Origin of the sequence: Bacillus cereus group sp. BfR-BA-01349, assembly GCF_022663795.1 — a bacterium.
Taxonomy (GTDB): domain Bacteria; phylum Bacillota; class Bacilli; order Bacillales; family Bacillaceae_G; genus Bacillus_A; species Bacillus_A cereus.
Genome location: NZ_JAKUGE010000014.1, coordinates 81,886 through 98,873 on the forward strand (window position 1 = coordinate 81,886; position 16,988 = coordinate 98,873).

Here is a 16,988-nt window from a genome sequence, read left to right on the forward strand (position 1 = left end):
AAAACGAAGATAGGGATAAGTACCTTTTCAAACCTTATATAGCGAACTGAGGATGGTGTAAGCTCAGGATAAGGAGATAGTGGGAATATCACCCTGGAGTTCCGCGCTGAACAAATAGAGTAAGCGTAGGCGTGTATTCGCGTTAAGAATATAAAGAGGATTCTATACATATGTATATGATCTACTAGGGTGGTACCGCGGGAGACTTTCTCGTCCCTTTTTGGGATGAGAAGGTCTCTTTTTTATTCCGTTTTTTAAGTATTTCTTTTATACATGTAAGGAGGAATTGAGCATGGAGTACAAAAATACATTACTGATGCCAAAAACTGAGTTCCCAATGCGTGGGAATTTACCAAAACGTGAGCCTGCAATGCAAGAAAAATGGGCTGAAATGAATATTTACGAAAAAGTACAAGAACATACAAAAGGTCGTCCTTTATTTGTATTGCATGATGGACCTCCATATGCGAATGGTGACATTCATATGGGACATGCATTAAATAAAGTATTAAAAGACTTTATTGTTCGTTATAAATCAATGACTGGTTTTAGTGCGCCATATGTTCCAGGATGGGATACGCACGGTTTACCAATTGAACAAGCTTTAACAAATAAAGGTGTAAAACGTAAAGAAATGACAGTTGCTGAGTTCCGTAAGTTATGTGCAGAGTATGCATATGAACAAGTAGAACGTCAACGTGAACAATTTAAGCGTCTAGGTGTACGTGCAGATTGGGATAATCCATATATTACTTTAGAGCCAGCTTATGAAGCACAACAAATTAAAGTGTTTGGTGACATGGCGAAAAAAGGTTATATCTATAAAGGTCAAAAACCAGTTTACTGGTCTCCAACGAGTGAATCTGCTTTAGCGGAAGCTGAAATTGAATATCAAGATAAAAAATCAGCATCTATTTACGTAGCATTCCCTGTAAAAGATGGAAAGAACGTATTAGAAGGTGATGAGAAGTACATCATTTGGACAACAACACCTTGGACATTACCTGCAAACTTAGGTATTTCTGTTCATCCAGAGCTTGAATATAGCATTGTAAAAGTAAATGATGAGAAATATATCATTGCTTCTGAGCTGTTTGAGACAGTTGCAAAAACGTTAGAGTGGGAAAATGCTGAAGTTGTGAAAACAGTAAAAGGTAGCGAACTTGAGTATACAGTTGCAAAACATCCATTCTACAATCGTGATTCATTAGTTATGCTAGGAGATCACGTAACAACAGATGCAGGTACAGGTTGTGTTCATACAGCACCAGGACACGGGGAAGATGACTTCGTTGTTGGTAAAAAGTATGGATTAGAAGTACTTTGCCCAGTCGATGATAAAGGTGTATTAACAAATGAGGCACCTGGATTTGAAGGCTTATTCTATGATAAAGCTAACAAACCAATTACAGAAAAATTAGAAGAAGTAGGCGCGTTACTGAAACTAACATTCATTACACATTCATACCCACATGATTGGAGAACGAAAAAACCAATTATTTTCCGTGCGACAGCACAGTGGTTTGCATCTATTGAAGCATTCCGTAAAGAATTAATAGAAGCTGTAGCAGAAACAAAATGGGTACCAGCATGGGGAGAAACTCGTCTTCATAATATGGTTCGTGACCGTGGTGACTGGTGTATTTCTCGTCAGCGTGCATGGGGTGTGCCAATTCCGGTATTCTATGCTGAGAATGGTGATCCAATTATTACGGATGAAACAATTAACCATGTAGCAGATTTATTCCGTGAACACGGTTCTAACGTATGGTTCGAGCGTGAAGCGAAAGATCTATTACCAGAAGGATTTACACATCCAGGTAGCCCAAATGGCGAATTCCGTAAAGAAACAGACATCATGGATGTATGGTTCGATTCAGGTTCTTCTCACCAAGCGGTATTAGAAGAGCGCGAAGATTTACAGCGTCCAGCTGATTTATATTTAGAAGGATCTGACCAGTATCGTGGTTGGTTTAACTCTTCATTATCAACAGCAGTTGCTGTAACAGGTAAAGCTCCATATAAAGGCGTACTAAGCCACGGTTTCGTACTAGATGGTGAAGGACGTAAAATGAGTAAGTCGATTGGAAACATCGTCGTACCGAAGAAAATCATGGATCAATTAGGCGGAGACATTTTACGCTTATGGGTATCTTCTGTTGACTATCAATCTGACGTACGTATTTCAGATGATATTTTAAAACAAGTAGCAGAAGTGTATCGTAAAATCCGTAACACATTCCGTTTCTTATTAGGAAACTTAGACGACTTTAAGCCAAGTGAAAATGCAGTAGCTGTAGCTGAACTTCGTGAAGTAGATCGTTACATGTTAGTAAAATTAAATGACTTAATTACAAAAGTTAAAGAAGCATATGAGACATACGACTTCGCTGCTGTGTATCATGCAATTCATAACTTCTGTACAATTGATTTAAGTTCATTCTACTTAGACTTTGCAAAAGACATTTTATACATTGAAGGTGCAAACCACGAAGATCGTCGTGCAATTCAAACTGTATTATATGATGTTCTTGTTGCGTTAACGAAACTTGTAACACCAATCTTACCGCACACAGCTGATGAAGTATGGCCATATATTCCAGGCGTAACAGAAGAAAGTGTACAATTAACTGATATGCCAGAAGCTGTACAATTAGATGACGCGGAAGCGTTAAAAACAAAATGGGATGCATTTATGACATTACGTGATGACGTGTTAAAAGCACTAGAAGTAGCTCGTAATGAAAAAGTAATCGGTAAGTCATTAAATGCAAGCATTACGCTATATCCAACTGCAGAAATGAAAGCTATGTTAGAGTCTATTAGCGAAGACTTAAAGCAATTATTCATCGTTTCTGAGTATAAACTTGGTGGTATGATGGATGAAGCGCCAGCAGATGCACCGAAGTATGAACATACAGCGGTTGTTGTTGTTCAAGCAACTGGTGAAACATGTGAACGTTGTTGGGTAGTTTCAGAAACAATTGGTAAAGATGCTGAACATGAAACATTATGTGAGCGTTGTGCAACAGTTGTTAAAGAAAACTATGTAAAATAATAAAAAACTGACTGCTATTGATGCGGTCAGTTTTTTTGTTGATGGCATATCAAGATCACTTTCAGACTCTTTCCTGTGAAGGAAAAATGTGTGTGAGGTAAGCAAATAAATTTCGGACACACTAACTGTACATTACAGCTAGGAGGAATGTACACGTGAATGAAATTTACATGGAAATAAAAGAAGAATTGCAATTGATGAGAAAAGAGTTGCAAGAGAGACTAGCTAAAGAAGTAATGCACAAATATGATGTCGAGTTCAGCCAAGAGCTTGGATATGAAATTAAGGAAGAGATAAAGAAAAAATTGCTATTACATGATATAAAAGAGGATTTAAAGGATGTAGAACGCGCATTATTTAAAATGGAAATAGACATGTATGGTATTTGTGAAGAGACAGGGAGATTAATTTCGACAAAGCAAATGAAGACAATGCCGACTGCCCGTACGATTCATGAATTCTTCTACGAAAAGGTAAATGTATGAATACGCACAACGATATTATATTACCTTTTTTAAATTTATTTTATTCTTCTATAAAGGTTCATTGTGAAAAGGTAGCAGCTATGCTAAAATTTTGAGGTACACTGTCTTTGTGGGGGAAATGAAAATGATATATTATGTAATAGCGTTATTCGTCATTGCTATCGATCAAATATCGAAGTGGTTAATTGTAAAGAACATGGAATTGGGTACGAGTATTCCGATTATCGACAATGTATTATACATAACATCACATCGAAATAGAGGCGCTGCTTGGGGTATTTTAGAAAATAAAATGTGGTTCTTCTACATTATTACAGTTGTTTTTGTAGTGTTTATTGTATTTTATATGAAAAAGTATGCGAAAACAGACAAGCTTCTAGGTATTTCGTTAAGCCTAATTTTGGGCGGGGCAATTGGTAACTTTATTGATCGTGTATTTAGACAAGAAGTAGTGGATTTCATTCACGTGTATATTTTCTCGTACAACTATCCAGTATTCAATATAGCTGATTCAGCATTATGTATTGGTGTTGTATTAATTATTATTCAAACATTATTAGAAGGCAAGAAAGCGAAGGAGTAATTGAATGAGTGAAGTAGTACAAGTAACAGTTGCAGCAGAGCAAAAAAACGAGCGAATTGATAAATTCGTTGCAGGGATAAATAACGAATGGTCACGTACGCAAGTGCAGCAATGGATTAAAGATGACGTTGTGACAGTAAACGGAAAAGCGGTAAAAGGGAATTATAAAGTAAAAGAAGAAGATGAAATTACAGTAACAATTCCTGAACCAGAAGAGTTAGATATTCAACCAGAGGATTTAAATTTAGAAATTTATTATGAAGATGCAGATGTGCTTGTTGTAAATAAGCCACGTGGTATGGTTGTACATCCAGCACCAGGGCATACAAGTGGTACACTTGTAAACGGCCTTATGCACCATTGTACAGACTTATCAGGCATTAACGGTGTAATGCGTCCAGGTATCGTGCATCGTATTGATAAAGATACATCTGGACTATTAATGGTTGCTAAAAATGATATGGCACATGAATCGCTTGTAAATCAGCTTGTAGCAAAAACAGTAACGAGACGTTACAAAGCGATTGTACACGGTGTGATTCCGCATGATAAGGGAACGATTGATGCTCCGATTGCTCGTGATAAGAAAGAGCGTCAAAGTATGACAGTTGATGAAAATGGTAAGAACGCTGTTACGCACTTCCAAGTGTTAGAACGCTTTAAAGACTTTACGCTTGTAGAATGTCGCTTAGAAACGGGACGTACGCACCAAATTCGTGTTCATATGAAATATATTGGCTATCCACTTGCAGGAGATCCGAAGTATGGTCCGAAGAAAACGTTAGATATGAATGGACAAGCACTTCATGCGGGTATTTTAGGCTTTGATCATCCTCGTACTGGTGAATATATTCAGTTTGAGGCACCGATTCCAGAAGTGTTTGAAGACGTATTAAATATTTTACGAAAATAGTATTGACAAATCATAAGAAAACTGAGATACTGGCAACAGTTAAATAATGATCCTTTAACACAGCCCCGTGAGGTTGAGAAGGTAACGGTTTGAAATACTTAGGGTATGTTGTACCCTTTTTTCAAAAGTCCTCTCGCACACGCTGAGAGGACTTTTTTTATACCATTACTCTCACGCAAGAAAAAAGCTTGGAGGTGTAGAGCATGCAAGAGAAAGCTGTCGTTTTAGATGACCAAATGATTCGCCGCGCTTTAACACGAATTAGTCATGAAATCGTGGAACGAAATAAAGGTGTAGATAATTGTGTTCTTGTCGGAATTAAAACTCGTGGAATTTTTATTGCACAACGTTTGGCAGAACGAATTGGTCAAATTGAAGGAAAAGAAATGGAAGTTGGAGAGTTAGACATTACGTTATATCGTGATGATTTAACACTACAATCGAAAAATAAAGAACCACTTGTAAAAGGTTCTGATATCCCTGTAGATATTACGAAGAAGAAAGTTATCCTTGTGGATGACGTATTATATACAGGAAGAACAGTTCGAGCAGCAATGGATGCTCTTATGGATTTAGGTAGACCATCTCAAATCCAATTGGCGGTTCTTGTTGATAGAGGTCATCGCGAATTACCAATTCGCGCTGATTATGTAGGGAAGAACATTCCAACATCAAGTGAAGAGCGTATCGAAGTTGATTTGCAAGAGACAGATCAACAAGATCGAGTAAGCATATACGATAAGTAAAGCCCTTTTAAATGTAGTCCTGTGAGGCTGCCAAAGGGTCTTGGCTTTCATATGTCAAATTTGGCATACGAAAGTGTAGGACTCTTTGTGCACAGGCACAAAGAGTTTTTTTATTGCAAAGATCTAAACTGAAGGAGGATGTAACAATGGAACAAAAGCCAGTGTTAGACGTTAATGAAGTACCGAAACCGGGAAAATGGTTATTTTTAAGTATACAACATTTGTTCGCGATGTTTGGATCAACAGTGCTTGTTCCGTTTTTAACAGGATTGAATCCATCAGTAGCATTAATATCAAGTGGATTAGGAACGTTAGCGTTCCTTCTTATAACGAAAGGTCAAGTACCTGCCTATCTAGGATCATCATTCGCCTTTATCGCACCGATTATAACAGCGAAAACGGCAGGTGGACCGGGAGCAGCAATGCTTGGTGGTTTGCTAGCAGGACTTGTGTACATCTTAATCTCACTCGGAATTAAGAAGTCAGGATCAGAGTGGATTATGAAATTACTTCCGCCAATCGTAGTTGGTCCAGTAGTAATGGTAATCGGTCTAGCTTTAGCACATACAGCAGTTAACATGGCGATGAACGGTGCGGATGGCAAATATAGCTTTACACACTTTTCAGTAGCGTTAGTAACGTTAGCAATTACAATTATCTGCTCGATATTCGGGAGAGGGTTTTTCAGTATCATACCAGTGTTACTAGGGATTGTCGGCGGATATATCTTCGCTTACTTCCAAGGGCTAGTAGACTTAAAGCCGGTAGCTGAGGCAAAATGGTTTGTTATACCAGATTTCACAGTACCATTTGTAACATATACGCCGGAGTTTTCGTGGAAGATTGTACTCCTGATGGTACCAGTTGCACTAGTAACAATTTCAGAGCATATCGGACATCAAATTGTACTTGGAAATGTTATTAAAAGAGATTTAATTGAAAAACCAGGTTTACACCGTTCAATCTTCGGTGATGGGAGCGACATTAATCGCGTCACTAATCGGTGGACCGCCGAATACGACGTATGGTGAAAACATCGGTGTGCTAGCAATTACGAGAGCATACAGTGTATACTTATTCATCGGTTCAGCAGTGTTTGCAATCATATTCGGGTTTATCGGTAAGATTTCTGCACTGATTCATTCGATCCCAACACCAGTTATGGGTGGTGTATCAATCCTACTATTCGGTGTAATCGCATCAAGCGGATTACGCATGATGGTAGATGATAAAACAGACCTAAGTGACAAACGAAACTTAATGATTGCATCAGTGATACTAGTGATTGGTATTGGCGGAGCGGTACTTCACGTAGGAGAATCGTTCCAAGTAGAAGGAATGGCACTAGCAGCAATTGTAGGTGTACTATTAAATCTACTACTACCAGAAACGAAACAAATAAAACAATCTAAGCAAATTGCTTCATAATAATAACCTTTTAATTCAGTCCCGTGAGACCGAAAAGGGTGGCTTCTTTCTTGCACCCTAGTCTCACACGACTAGGGTATTTTTATACAAATGTTGTTATAAATATACGAAAGTGGTAACATAAAAATTAGAAAGATGAGGGATGACGATGAGCCATTTGTTAACGATGAGTGAATTATCGGAAGTAGAAATTTCAGAAATCCTAAAAGACGCAGAAAATTTTGCGAATGGAAAAGAAAGCAAAACGACAGAGCAAACTTTTGTTGCGAACTTGTTCTTTGAGAATAGTACGAGAACGAGATTTAGCTTTGAGGTTGCTGAGAAGAGATTAGGACTTGATGTTTTAAACTTTTCAGCTGATGCATCTAGCGTACAAAAAGGAGAAACTTTATACGATACGATAAGAACATTAGAATCAATCGGAACAAAAGCGGTAATCGTCCGCCATGAGCAAGATCGCTACTTCGATGAACTAAAAGATCAGGTGAATATCCCAATCTTAAATGCTGGAGATGGATGTGGAAACCACCCAACGCAGTGCCTACTCGATCTCCTTACAATTAAACAAGAGTTTGGAAGATTTGAAGGATTAAAGATTGCGATAGTAGGAGATGTTCGTCATAGCAGAGTAGCGCGTTCGAATGCAGAAGCATTAACGAAACTAGGTGCAACAATCTACTTTGCAAGTCCAGAAGAGTGGAAAGATGAAGACAACACATTTGGAACATACAAACCATTAGATGAACTTGTTCCAGAAGTGGATGTAATGATGTTACTTCGTGTACAACATGAGCGTCATGATCATTATGAAACAGACATTATGAAAGAGTATCATGAGAAACACGGATTAACAGTGGAAAGAGAAAAGCGTATGAAAGAAGGAAGCATTATTATGCATCCAGCTCCTGTAAACCGTGATGTTGAAATTGCAAGTGAACTTGTTGAGTGTGAGCGTTCACGCATATTTAAACAAATGGAAAATGGAGTTTACGTAAGAATGGCTGTACTAAAACGCGCCTTACCAAATGTATTAGGAGGAATGAAACATGAATTACTTGTTTAAAAATGGTCGTTATATGAATGAAGAAGGAAAAATCGTAGCAACGGATCTTCTCGTACAAGACGGTAAAATCGCTAAGGTAGCAGAAAATATTACGGCAGATAATGCTGAAGTAATCGATGTGAACGGAAAGTTAATCGCACCTGGATTAGTAGATGTACACGTACATCTTCGTGAACCAGGTGGTGAACATAAAGAAACAATTGAAACAGGTACACTAGCAGCGGCAAAAGGTGGATTCACTACAATTTGCGCAATGCCAAATACACGTCCGGTACCAGATTGCAGAGAACATATGGAAGACTTGCAAAAACGTATTGAAGAAAAAGCTCATGTTAACGTACTACCATACGGAGCAATTACAGTACGTCAAGCTGGTTCTGAAATGACAGATTTCGAAACATTAAAAGAACTTGGAGCATTTGCTTTCACAGATGACGGCGTAGGCGTACAAGATGCGAGCATGATGTTAGCGGCTATGAAACGTGCAGCAAAATTAGATATGGCAGTAGTTGCGCACTGTGAAGAGAATACGCTTATTAATAAAGGTTGTGTACATGAAGGGAAGTTTTCTGAGAAACACGGATTAAACGGTATCCCATCAGTATGTGAATCTGTACATATTGCAAGGGATATACTGCTTGCTGAAGCAGCAGATTGCCACTATCACGTATGTCATGTAAGTACGAAAGGTTCGGTACGTGTAATCCGTGATGCGAAACGCGCTGGAATTAAAGTAACAGCAGAAGTAACACCGCATCACCTAGTGTTATGTGAAGATGATATCCCATCAGCTGATCCTAACTTTAAAATGAACCCACCGCTTCGTGGAAAAGAAGACCATGCAGCATTAATTGAAGGTTTATTAGATGGAACGATCGATATGATTGCAACTGACCATGCACCGCATACAGCGGAAGAGAAAGCACAAGGAATTGAAAGAGCACCGTTTGGAATTACTGGTTTTGAAACAGCATTCCCACTTCTATACACAAACCTTGTGAAAAAAGGAATTATTACATTAGAACAATTAATTCAATTCTTAACAGAAAAGCCAGCTGATACATTCGGCTTAGAAGCAGGTCGCCTGAAAGAAGGTAGAACAGCTGATATTACAATCATTGATTTAGAACAAGAAGAAGAGATTGACCCAACAACATTCTTATCAAAAGGAAAAAATACACCATTCGCAGGTTGGAAATGCCAAGGATGGCCGGTAATGACAATCGTTGGTGGTAAGATCGCATGGCAAAAGGAGAGTGCATTAGTATGAAAAGACAACTTATCTTAGAAGATGGAACAGTATTAATTGGAACAGGTTTCGGAGGCGAAATCGAAAAGTCAGGTGAGGTTGTATTTACAACAGGAATGACTGGATATCAAGAAACATTATCTGATCCATCATATTGCGGTCAAATCGTAACATTCACGTACCCATTAATCGGAAACTACGGCATTAACCGTGACGATTTTGAATCCATTCACCCATCTGTAAATGGTTTAATCGTAAACGAAATTTGTGATCATCCATCAAACTTCCGTAATGAAATTTCGTTAAATGATTACTTGAACGAAAGAAATATCCCAGGATTAGCAGGGATTGATACGAGAAAATTAACGAGAAAAATTCGTCAATACGGTACATTACGCGGACGCCTTTGTAATATGGATGCAGATGTAGAGTACATTGTAAGTCAATTAAAAGCGACAGTATTTACAGATCATGTAAAACGCGTATCAACGAAAGATCCATACCCAAGCCCAGGTCGTGGTCACCGAGTTGTACTAGTAGACTTCGGTATGAAACATGGTATTTTACGAGAATTAAATAAGCGTGACTGTGATGTAATTGTAGTTCCTTACAACACAACAGCAGAAGAAATTTTACGCCTTAGCCCAGATGGAATTATGTTAAGTAATGGACCTGGAGATCCGAAAGATGTACCAGAAGCAATTGAAATGTTAAAAGACATTATCGGTAAAGTTCCTTTATTCGGAATTTGCCTAGGACATCAATTGTTCGCTCTAGCATCAGGTGCAAATACAAGTAAGTTGAAATTTGGTCACCGTGGTTTAAACCATCCAGTAAAAAATCTTGCAACTGGAAAAGTAGCAATTACATCTCAAAACCACGGATACGCAGTAGAAGAAGCATCAGTTGAAAATACAGATCTTGAAATTACACATGTTGCTTTAAACGATGGAACGGTAGAAGGTCTTCGTCATAAGAAGTTCCCAGCATTTACAGTACAATATCATCCAGAAGCTTCAGCGGGACCAGAAGATGCAAATGATTTATTCGAAGATTTCTTAACAATGATTGAAAACTTCAAGAAAGAAGGGGAAGAGTTATGCCAAAACGCCTAGACATTAACACAATTTTAGTAATCGGATCAGGACCAATTGTAATTGGGCAAGCAGCGGAGTTTGACTACTCTGGTACACAAGCTTGTCAATCTCTTAAAGAGGAAGGTTACAAAGTAATCCTTGTTAACTCTAACCCAGCAACAATTATGACGGATACTGCAACAGCAGATAAAGTATACATCGAGCCATTAACATTAGAATTCGTAAGCCGTATTATTCGTAAAGAACGTCCTGATGCAATCCTACCAACATTAGGTGGTCAAACAGGTTTAAACATGGCTGTTGAACTTGCAAAATCAGGCGTACTTGACGAGTGCGGAGTTGAAATTTTAGGAACAAAATTATCAGCAATCGAGCAAGCGGAAGATCGTGATTTATTCCGTACATTAATGCAAGATTTAAATGAACCAACACCACCAAGTGAAATTATTCATAACCTTGATGAAGCATATGGATTTGTAAACGAAATTGGTTATCCAGTAATCGTTCGACCAGCGTTCACATTAGGAGGAACGGGCGGCGGAATTTGCCATAACGAAGAAGAGCTAATTGAAATCGTAACAAGTGGTTTAAAACATAGTCCAGTAACACAATGTTTATTAGAGAAAAGTATTGCTGGCTGTAAGGAAATTGAATATGAAGTAATGCGTGATTCAAATGATAACGCGATTGTAGTATGTAACATGGAAAACATCGATCCAGTTGGTGTTCACACAGGTGATTCGATTGTAGTAGCACCGAGCCAAACGCTAAGCGACCGTGAATATCAAATGTTACGTAACACTTCATTACGAATTATTCGTGCACTAGGAATTGAAGGCGGATGTAACGTTCAACTTGCGCTTGATCCATATAGCTTCCAATACTATGTAATTGAAGTAAATCCACGTGTAAGTCGTTCATCTGCACTAGCATCTAAAGCAACTGGATATCCAATTGCGAAATTAGCAGCAAAAATTGCAGTCGGCTTAACGTTAGATGAAATTGTAAACCCAGTAACACAAAAAACTTACGCTTGTTTCGAGCCAGCGTTAGACTATGTTGTTTCAAAAATTCCACGTTGGCCGTTTGATAAGTTTGAATCAGCGAACAGAACGCTTGGAACACAAATGAAAGCAACTGGTGAAGTTATGTCAATCGGACGTAACTTAGAAGAATCATTACTAAAAGCAGTTCGTTCTTTAGAGCTTAGCATTTATCACTTAGAATTAGAGCACTTAAAAGAACTTGATAAAGAAACGATGAAAAAACGTATCATTAAAGCGGATGATGAACGACTGTTTATTGTAGCAGAAGCAATTCGCCAAGGTGTAACGAAAGAAGAAATCAATGAATGGTGTGAAATGGACTTCTTCTTCTTACAAAAAGTTGAAAACATCGTAAATATGGAACGTGAAGTAAAAGCGAACGTAGGAAATATGGAAGTACTACAAACTGCAAAAGAAATGGGCTTCAGCGATCACTACATTGCAGCAGCTTGGAACAAAACGGAGCGCGAAATTTACGATATGCGTAAAGAAAATAATATGATGCCAGTATTCAAAATGGTAGATACTTGTGCGGCAGAGTTTGAATCTGCAACGCCATATTACTACAGCACATATGCGGACGAAAATGAATCGATTGTAACAGATCGTAAGAGTGTAGTAGTTCTAGGATCTGGTCCGATCCGCATTGGTCAAGGTGTTGAGTTTGACTACGCAACAGTTCACTCAGTATGGGCAATTAAAGAAGCTGGATATGAGGCAATCATTGTTAATAACAACCCAGAAACAGTTTCAACAGACTTCAGTATTTCTGACAAATTATACTTTGAACCATTAACGATTGAAGATGTAATGCACATTATCGATTTAGAAAAACCAGAAGGTGTTATCGTTCAGTTCGGTGGACAAACGGCAATTAACTTAGCTGCTAAATTAGAAGCTCACGGTGTGAAAATCTTAGGAACATCACTTGAAGATTTAGACCGCGCAGAAGATCGTGATAAGTTTGAAGCAGCGCTAACACAACTTGGTATCCCGCAACCAGTTGGTAAAACAGCAACGACTGTAGAGCAAGCAGTAGCAATCGCTGACAAAATTGGTTACCCAGTATTAGTAAGACCATCTTACGTACTAGGTGGACGTGCGATGGAAATCGTATACCGTCAAGAAGAACTACTGCACTACATGAAAAATGCAGTTAAAGTTCACGCAGATCACCCAGTATTAATCGACCGTTACATGGTTGGTAAAGAAATTGAAGTAGATGCAATTTCAGACGGTGAGAATGTATTCATTCCAGGTATTATGGAACATATTGAACGCGCTGGAGTTCACTCTGGTGACTCAATTGGAGTATATCCACCACAAAGCTTATCTGAAAAATTAAAAGAACAAATTATTGAACATACAATTGCACTTGGAAAAGGATTAAACATTGTTGGATTACTAAATATCCAGTTTGTAGTATTCAAAGATCAAGTGTACGTAATTGAAGTAAATCCACGTGCGAGCCGTACAGTACCATTCTTAAGTAAAATTACTGGTGTACCAATGGCAAACGTTGCAACGAAAGTTATTTTAGGGCAAGACCTAGTAGAGCAAGGATACGGAACGGGCTATCACCCAGAAGAGAAAGAAGTATATGTAAAAGCTCCGGTATTCTCATTCGCGAAACTACGCTCAGTTGATACAACATTAGGACCTGAAATGAAATCAACAGGGGAAGTAATGGGTAAAGATTTAACGCTTGAAAAAGCATTATACAAAGGGCTAGTTGCTTCTGGAATTAACATCCCAACGCACGGATCAGTAATCATTACTGTAGCGGATAAAGATAAAGAAGAGGCGATGGAAATTGCAAAACGTTTCCATGAAATCGGCTATAACTTATTAGCAACAGCTGGAACAGCACAATCGTTAGAAGAGAAAAATATTCCAGTACAAGTTGTAAACAAAATTGATTCTGAAGAATACAACTTACTAGATATTATCCGTCAAGGAAAAGCACAGTTTGTAATCAATACGCTAACAAAAGGTAAACAACCAGCGCGTGATGGTTTCCGCATTCGCCGTGAATCAGTAGAAAATGGTGTAGCTTGCTTAACATCACTTGATACAACGAGAGCAATCTTACGAGTATTAGAATCTATGACATTCTCAGCTCATTCAATGAAAGAAATTACGCAAACAAAGCGTCACGAGGTGGTACATGCATGATGCAAAAGCAAAATATGATCGTCGTTAATCAAAAAGAAATCGCAAAAAACATTTACGAATTAGTGCTTCAAGGAACATTAGTACAGCAAATGAACGAACCAGGGCAGTTTGTACACATTAAGGTAGCAGAGGGCATTGCGCCCCTTCTGCGCCGCCCGATTAGTATTTGTAATGTAAATCAAGAGAAGAACGAATTTACAATGCTATACCGTGCGGAAGGACAAGGGACAAAAACATTAGCAACTAGAAAACAAGGGGAAATGGTAGATGTACTAGGACCATTAGGACACGGTTTTCCTGTAGAAGAAGCAGAAGCTGGTCAAACAGCTTTACTCGTAGGCGGGGGAATTGGTGTACCACCACTTTATGAATTATCGCAGCGCCTCGTTGCAAAAGGGGTACGCGTAATTCACATCCTAGGTTTTCAAACGAAAGATGTAGTTTTCTATGAAGAAAAATTTGCAGAACTTGGTGATACGTACGTTGCAACAGTAGACGGTACACACGGTACAAAAGGATTTGTCACAGATGTAATTGATAATTACGGAATTGACTTTGATATTCTTTATTCATGTGGTCCGTTAGCGATGCTTCGTGCATTAGAAGGACGTTACAAAGAGAAAAAAGCCTATATTTCATTAGAAGAACGTATGGGCTGTGGTATTGGAGCTTGTTTCGCATGTGTATGCCACTTACAAGAAGATCCAAGTGGACATTCTTACAAGAAGGTGTGTAGCGACGGACCAGTATTTCCAATCGGGGAGGTTGTACTATGAACAGATTGCAAGTTGAATTACCAGGATTATCGTTAAAAAATCCAATTATACCGGCATCTGGATGCTTTGGGTTTGGTCGTGAATATGCACAGTTTTACGATTTAAGTGTACTAGGATCAATCATGATTAAAGCGACGACAGAACAACCACGTTATGGAAATCCAACGCCTCGTGTTGCTGAAACACCAGGCGGCATGCTAAATGCAATCGGACTTCAAAACCCGGGATTAGACAAAGTAATGAATTCGGAATTACCATGGTTAGAACAATTTGACCTTCCAATTATTGCGAACGTTGCAGGCTCACAAGCTGAGGATTACGTAGCGGTTGCGAAGGAAATTTCTAAAGCGCCTAATGTCCATGCACTAGAATTAAACATTTCTTGTCCGAACGTAAAAACAGGTGGTATCGCCTTTGGTACAAATCCTGAAATTGCTGCTGATTTAACGAAGCGAGTAAAAGAGGTTTCTGAAGTACCTGTATACGTGAAGTTGTCACCGAACGTGGCAAACATTGTGGAAATTGCAAAAGCGATTGAAAATGCAGGTGCAGATGGTTTAACGATGATTAATACATTGCTTGGTATGCGTCTAGATTTAAAAACAGCTAAACCAATTTTAGCAAACCGTACAGGTGGATTATCAGGTCCTGCGATTAAGCCAGTAGCAATTCGCATGGTACATGAAGTAAGCCAAGCGGTAAACATTCCGATTATCGGAATGGGTGGTATTGAGACAGCGGAAGATGTAATTGAATTCTTCTATGCTGGCGCAAGCGCAGTTGCAGTAGGTACAGCGAACTTTATTGATCCGTTCGTATGTCCGACAATTATTGAAGAGTTACCAGCATTACTAGATGAATTAGGATTTGATCACATTTCGGAATGTCAAGGAAGGAGCTGGAAGCAAACATGTCACAGTCGTTAATCGTTGCATTAGATTTTCCAGGGAAACAAGATGTAGAACAATTCTTGCGCCACTTTGAAGGGGAAAAGTTATTTGTCAAAGTTGGTATGGAGTTATTTTACAAAGAAGGCCCTGCGATTATTACGTACTTAAAAGAAAAAGGACATAAGATTTTTCTAGATTTAAAACTTCATGATATTCCGAATACAGTAAAAAGCGCTATGCGTAGCCTAGCTAGTCTAGATGTTGATATGGTAAATGTTCATGCTGCTGGGGGAAGCAGTATGATGAAAGCTGCGATTGAGGGATTAGAGGAAGGTAAGCAAGAAGGAAAAGAGAGACCGATTTGTATTGCAGTTACACAACTAACAAGCACTTCGGAAGCTATGATGAAAAAAGAGATCGGCATTGAGAAAACGTTAGAAGAAGCGGTTGCTCATTATGCAAAACTAACGAAAGAAAGTGGACTTGATGGCGTTGTTTGTTCAACACTTGAAGTTCCAAAATTACGTGAAGTATGCGGAAATGAATTTGTAACAGTAACACCGGGGATTCGTCTTGCAAGCGATGATGTAAATGACCAGGTGCGCGTAGCAACACCGAAACGTGCGAGGGAACTTGGCTCAAGCTACATCGTAGTTGGACGTAGTATTACAAAAGCAGAAAATCCGCTTGAAGCGTATAAAACAGTAAAACAACAGTGGGAAGGTGTAACAGTATGAAAAAAGAAATCGCATCGCATTTATTAGAAATTGGAGCAGTATTTTTACAACCGAACGATCCATTCACATGGTCTTCAGGTATGAAATCACCAATTTATTGTGATAACCGTTTAACTTTATCTTATCCAAAAGTACGTCAAGCGATTGCAGCTGGATTAGAAGAGTTAATTAAAGAGCACTTCCCAACTGTAGAAATTATTGCAGGAACAGCAACTGCTGGTATTGCGCACGCTGCATGGGTAAGCGATCGTATGGATTTACCAATGTGCTACGTACGCAGTAAAGCAAAAGGTCACGGTAAAGGGAACCAAATCGAAGGAAAAGCTGAAAAAGGTCAAAAAGTTGTAGTAGTAGAAGACTTAATTTCAACTGGCGGTAGTGCAATTACATGTGTAGAAGCACTTCGCGAAGCTGGATGTGAAGTATTAGGAATCGTATCAATCTTCACATACGAGTTAGAAGCAGGAAAAGAAAAACTAGAAGCAGCTAACGTAGCATCATATTCTTTAAGTGATTACAGTACATTAACTGAAGTTGCAGCAGAAAAAGGTATGATCGGACAAGCTGAAACAAAAAAATTACAAGAGTGGCGTAAAAATCCAACTAACGAAGCTTGGATCACAGCGTAACACGAAAAAAGACGACCGCGGGGTGAACTGAACCCAAAAAATTAGACAAATATATTAAGCAGCTACTAAGGATTGAACTCTGTATTGCACAGGGGACAATCCTTTTAGTTTTG

At 38.7% G+C, this 16,988-nt stretch carries 13 protein-coding genes, 1 pseudogene and 1 other annotated feature (1 of these 15 running past the window's edge); all 14 genes and pseudogenes read left to right on the forward strand.

Annotation, left to right across the window (positions count from 1 at the left end; genetic code table 11):
• Nucleotides 1-221, forward strand: a binding site (T-box leader) (it extends 3 nt beyond the left edge of the window).
• A 71-nt stretch (nucleotides 222-292) separates the two neighbouring features.
• The 14 genes and pseudogenes from ileS2 to pyrE all read left to right on the forward strand — a co-directional run bounded on the left by ileS2 (nucleotide 293) and on the right by pyrE (nucleotide 16,875).
• Nucleotides 293-3,058: an isoleucine--tRNA ligase gene (gene ileS2 / locus MR169_RS10360; protein ID WP_206905168.1), complete on the forward strand. Its 2,766-nt coding sequence runs from the start codon at nucleotides 293-295 to the stop codon at nucleotides 3,056-3,058.
• Between the two features lie 155 nt (nucleotides 3,059-3,213).
• Entirely contained in the window at nucleotides 3,214-3,543 is a 330-nt protein-coding gene (locus MR169_RS10365; protein ID WP_001002956.1) for a TraR/DksA C4-type zinc finger protein, read from the forward strand.
• Nucleotides 3,544-3,667: 124 nt separating this feature from the next.
• Nucleotides 3,668-4,126 carry a lipoprotein signal peptidase LspA gene (gene lspA, locus MR169_RS10370; RefSeq protein ID WP_000642184.1) on the forward strand — a complete coding sequence of 153 codons (459 nt, stop codon included), beginning with the start codon at nucleotides 3,668-3,670 and terminating at the stop codon, nucleotides 4,124-4,126.
• Between the two features lie 4 nt (nucleotides 4,127-4,130).
• Nucleotides 4,131-5,039 (forward strand): RluA family pseudouridine synthase, encoded by a 909-nt coding sequence (locus MR169_RS10375; protein WP_000005830.1) that lies wholly within the window; start codon nucleotides 4,131-4,133, stop codon nucleotides 5,037-5,039.
• Nucleotides 5,040-5,242: 203 nt separating this feature from the next.
• Nucleotides 5,243-5,785 carry a bifunctional pyrimidine operon transcriptional regulator/uracil phosphoribosyltransferase gene (pyrR, locus tag MR169_RS10380; protein ID WP_001156491.1) on the forward strand — a complete coding sequence of 181 codons (543 nt, stop codon included), beginning with the start codon at nucleotides 5,243-5,245 and terminating at the stop codon, nucleotides 5,783-5,785.
• A 146-nt stretch (nucleotides 5,786-5,931) separates the two neighbouring features.
• Nucleotides 5,932-7,213 (forward strand): annotated as a pseudogene (uraA, locus tag MR169_RS10385) (uracil permease).
• 148 nt (nucleotides 7,214-7,361) lie between these two features.
• Entirely contained in the window at nucleotides 7,362-8,276 is a 915-nt protein-coding gene (gene pyrB, locus MR169_RS10390; RefSeq protein ID WP_044795369.1) for an aspartate carbamoyltransferase, read from the forward strand.
• A complete protein-coding gene (pyrC, locus tag MR169_RS10395) occupies nucleotides 8,260-9,546 on the forward strand; it encodes a dihydroorotase (protein ID WP_001108366.1) in 1,287 nt (428 codons plus the stop codon). Before pyrB ends, pyrC begins: the two co-directional genes overlap by 17 nt.
• Nucleotides 9,543-10,640, forward strand: a complete 1,098-nt coding sequence (locus tag MR169_RS10400) for a carbamoyl phosphate synthase small subunit (protein ID WP_016118555.1) — start codon at nucleotides 9,543-9,545, stop codon at nucleotides 10,638-10,640. The genes pyrC and MR169_RS10400 overlap by 4 nt, the downstream gene beginning before the upstream one ends.
• Entirely contained in the window at nucleotides 10,625-13,843 is a 3,219-nt protein-coding gene (gene carB / locus MR169_RS10405; protein WP_242319356.1) for a carbamoyl-phosphate synthase large subunit, read from the forward strand. Before MR169_RS10400 ends, carB begins: the two co-directional genes overlap by 16 nt.
• Nucleotides 13,840-14,619 carry a dihydroorotate oxidase B electron transfer subunit gene (pyrK, locus tag MR169_RS10410; protein WP_000983368.1) on the forward strand — a complete coding sequence of 260 codons (780 nt, stop codon included), beginning with the start codon at nucleotides 13,840-13,842 and terminating at the stop codon, nucleotides 14,617-14,619. Before carB ends, pyrK begins: the two co-directional genes overlap by 4 nt.
• On the forward strand, nucleotides 14,616-15,545 hold the full coding sequence (gene pyrD, locus MR169_RS10415) for a dihydroorotate oxidase B catalytic subunit (RefSeq protein ID WP_001081049.1): 930 nt from the start codon (nucleotides 14,616-14,618) through the stop codon (nucleotides 15,543-15,545). The genes pyrK and pyrD overlap by 4 nt, the downstream gene beginning before the upstream one ends.
• On the forward strand, nucleotides 15,530-16,246 hold the full coding sequence (pyrF, locus tag MR169_RS10420) for an orotidine-5'-phosphate decarboxylase (RefSeq protein WP_000083505.1): 717 nt from the start codon (nucleotides 15,530-15,532) through the stop codon (nucleotides 16,244-16,246). The genes pyrD and pyrF overlap by 16 nt, the downstream gene beginning before the upstream one ends.
• On the forward strand, nucleotides 16,243-16,875 hold the full coding sequence (pyrE, locus tag MR169_RS10425; protein WP_000711442.1) for an orotate phosphoribosyltransferase: 633 nt from the start codon (nucleotides 16,243-16,245) through the stop codon (nucleotides 16,873-16,875). The genes pyrF and pyrE overlap by 4 nt, the downstream gene beginning before the upstream one ends.
• Nucleotides 16,876-16,988: the final 113 nt, after the last annotated feature.

What these genes read in the sequence shown, in the direction of transcription:
- ileS2 (WP_206905168.1), top strand. Translation starts at nt 293, where the DNA reads ATGGAGTACAAAAATACATTACTGATGCCAAAAACTGAGTTCCCAATG.
- lspA (WP_000642184.1), top strand. Translation starts at nt 3,668, where the DNA reads ATGATATATTATGTAATAGCGTTATTCGTCATTGCTATCGATCAAATA.
- MR169_RS10375 (WP_000005830.1), top strand. Translation starts at nt 4,131, where the DNA reads ATGAGTGAAGTAGTACAAGTAACAGTTGCAGCAGAGCAAAAAAACGAG.
- pyrR (WP_001156491.1), top strand. Translation starts at nt 5,243, where the DNA reads ATGCAAGAGAAAGCTGTCGTTTTAGATGACCAAATGATTCGCCGCGCT.
- pyrB (WP_044795369.1), top strand. Translation starts at nt 7,362, where the DNA reads ATGAGCCATTTGTTAACGATGAGTGAATTATCGGAAGTAGAAATTTCA.
- pyrC (WP_001108366.1), top strand. Translation starts at nt 8,260, where the DNA reads ATGAATTACTTGTTTAAAAATGGTCGTTATATGAATGAAGAAGGAAAA.
- MR169_RS10400 (WP_016118555.1), top strand. Translation starts at nt 9,543, where the DNA reads ATGAAAAGACAACTTATCTTAGAAGATGGAACAGTATTAATTGGAACA.
- carB (WP_242319356.1), top strand. Translation starts at nt 10,625, where the DNA reads ATGCCAAAACGCCTAGACATTAACACAATTTTAGTAATCGGATCAGGA.
- pyrK (WP_000983368.1), top strand. Translation starts at nt 13,840, where the DNA reads ATGATGCAAAAGCAAAATATGATCGTCGTTAATCAAAAAGAAATCGCA.
- pyrD (WP_001081049.1), top strand. Translation starts at nt 14,616, where the DNA reads ATGAACAGATTGCAAGTTGAATTACCAGGATTATCGTTAAAAAATCCA.
- pyrF (WP_000083505.1), top strand. Translation starts at nt 15,530, where the DNA reads ATGTCACAGTCGTTAATCGTTGCATTAGATTTTCCAGGGAAACAAGAT.
- pyrE (WP_000711442.1), top strand. Translation starts at nt 16,243, where the DNA reads ATGAAAAAAGAAATCGCATCGCATTTATTAGAAATTGGAGCAGTATTT.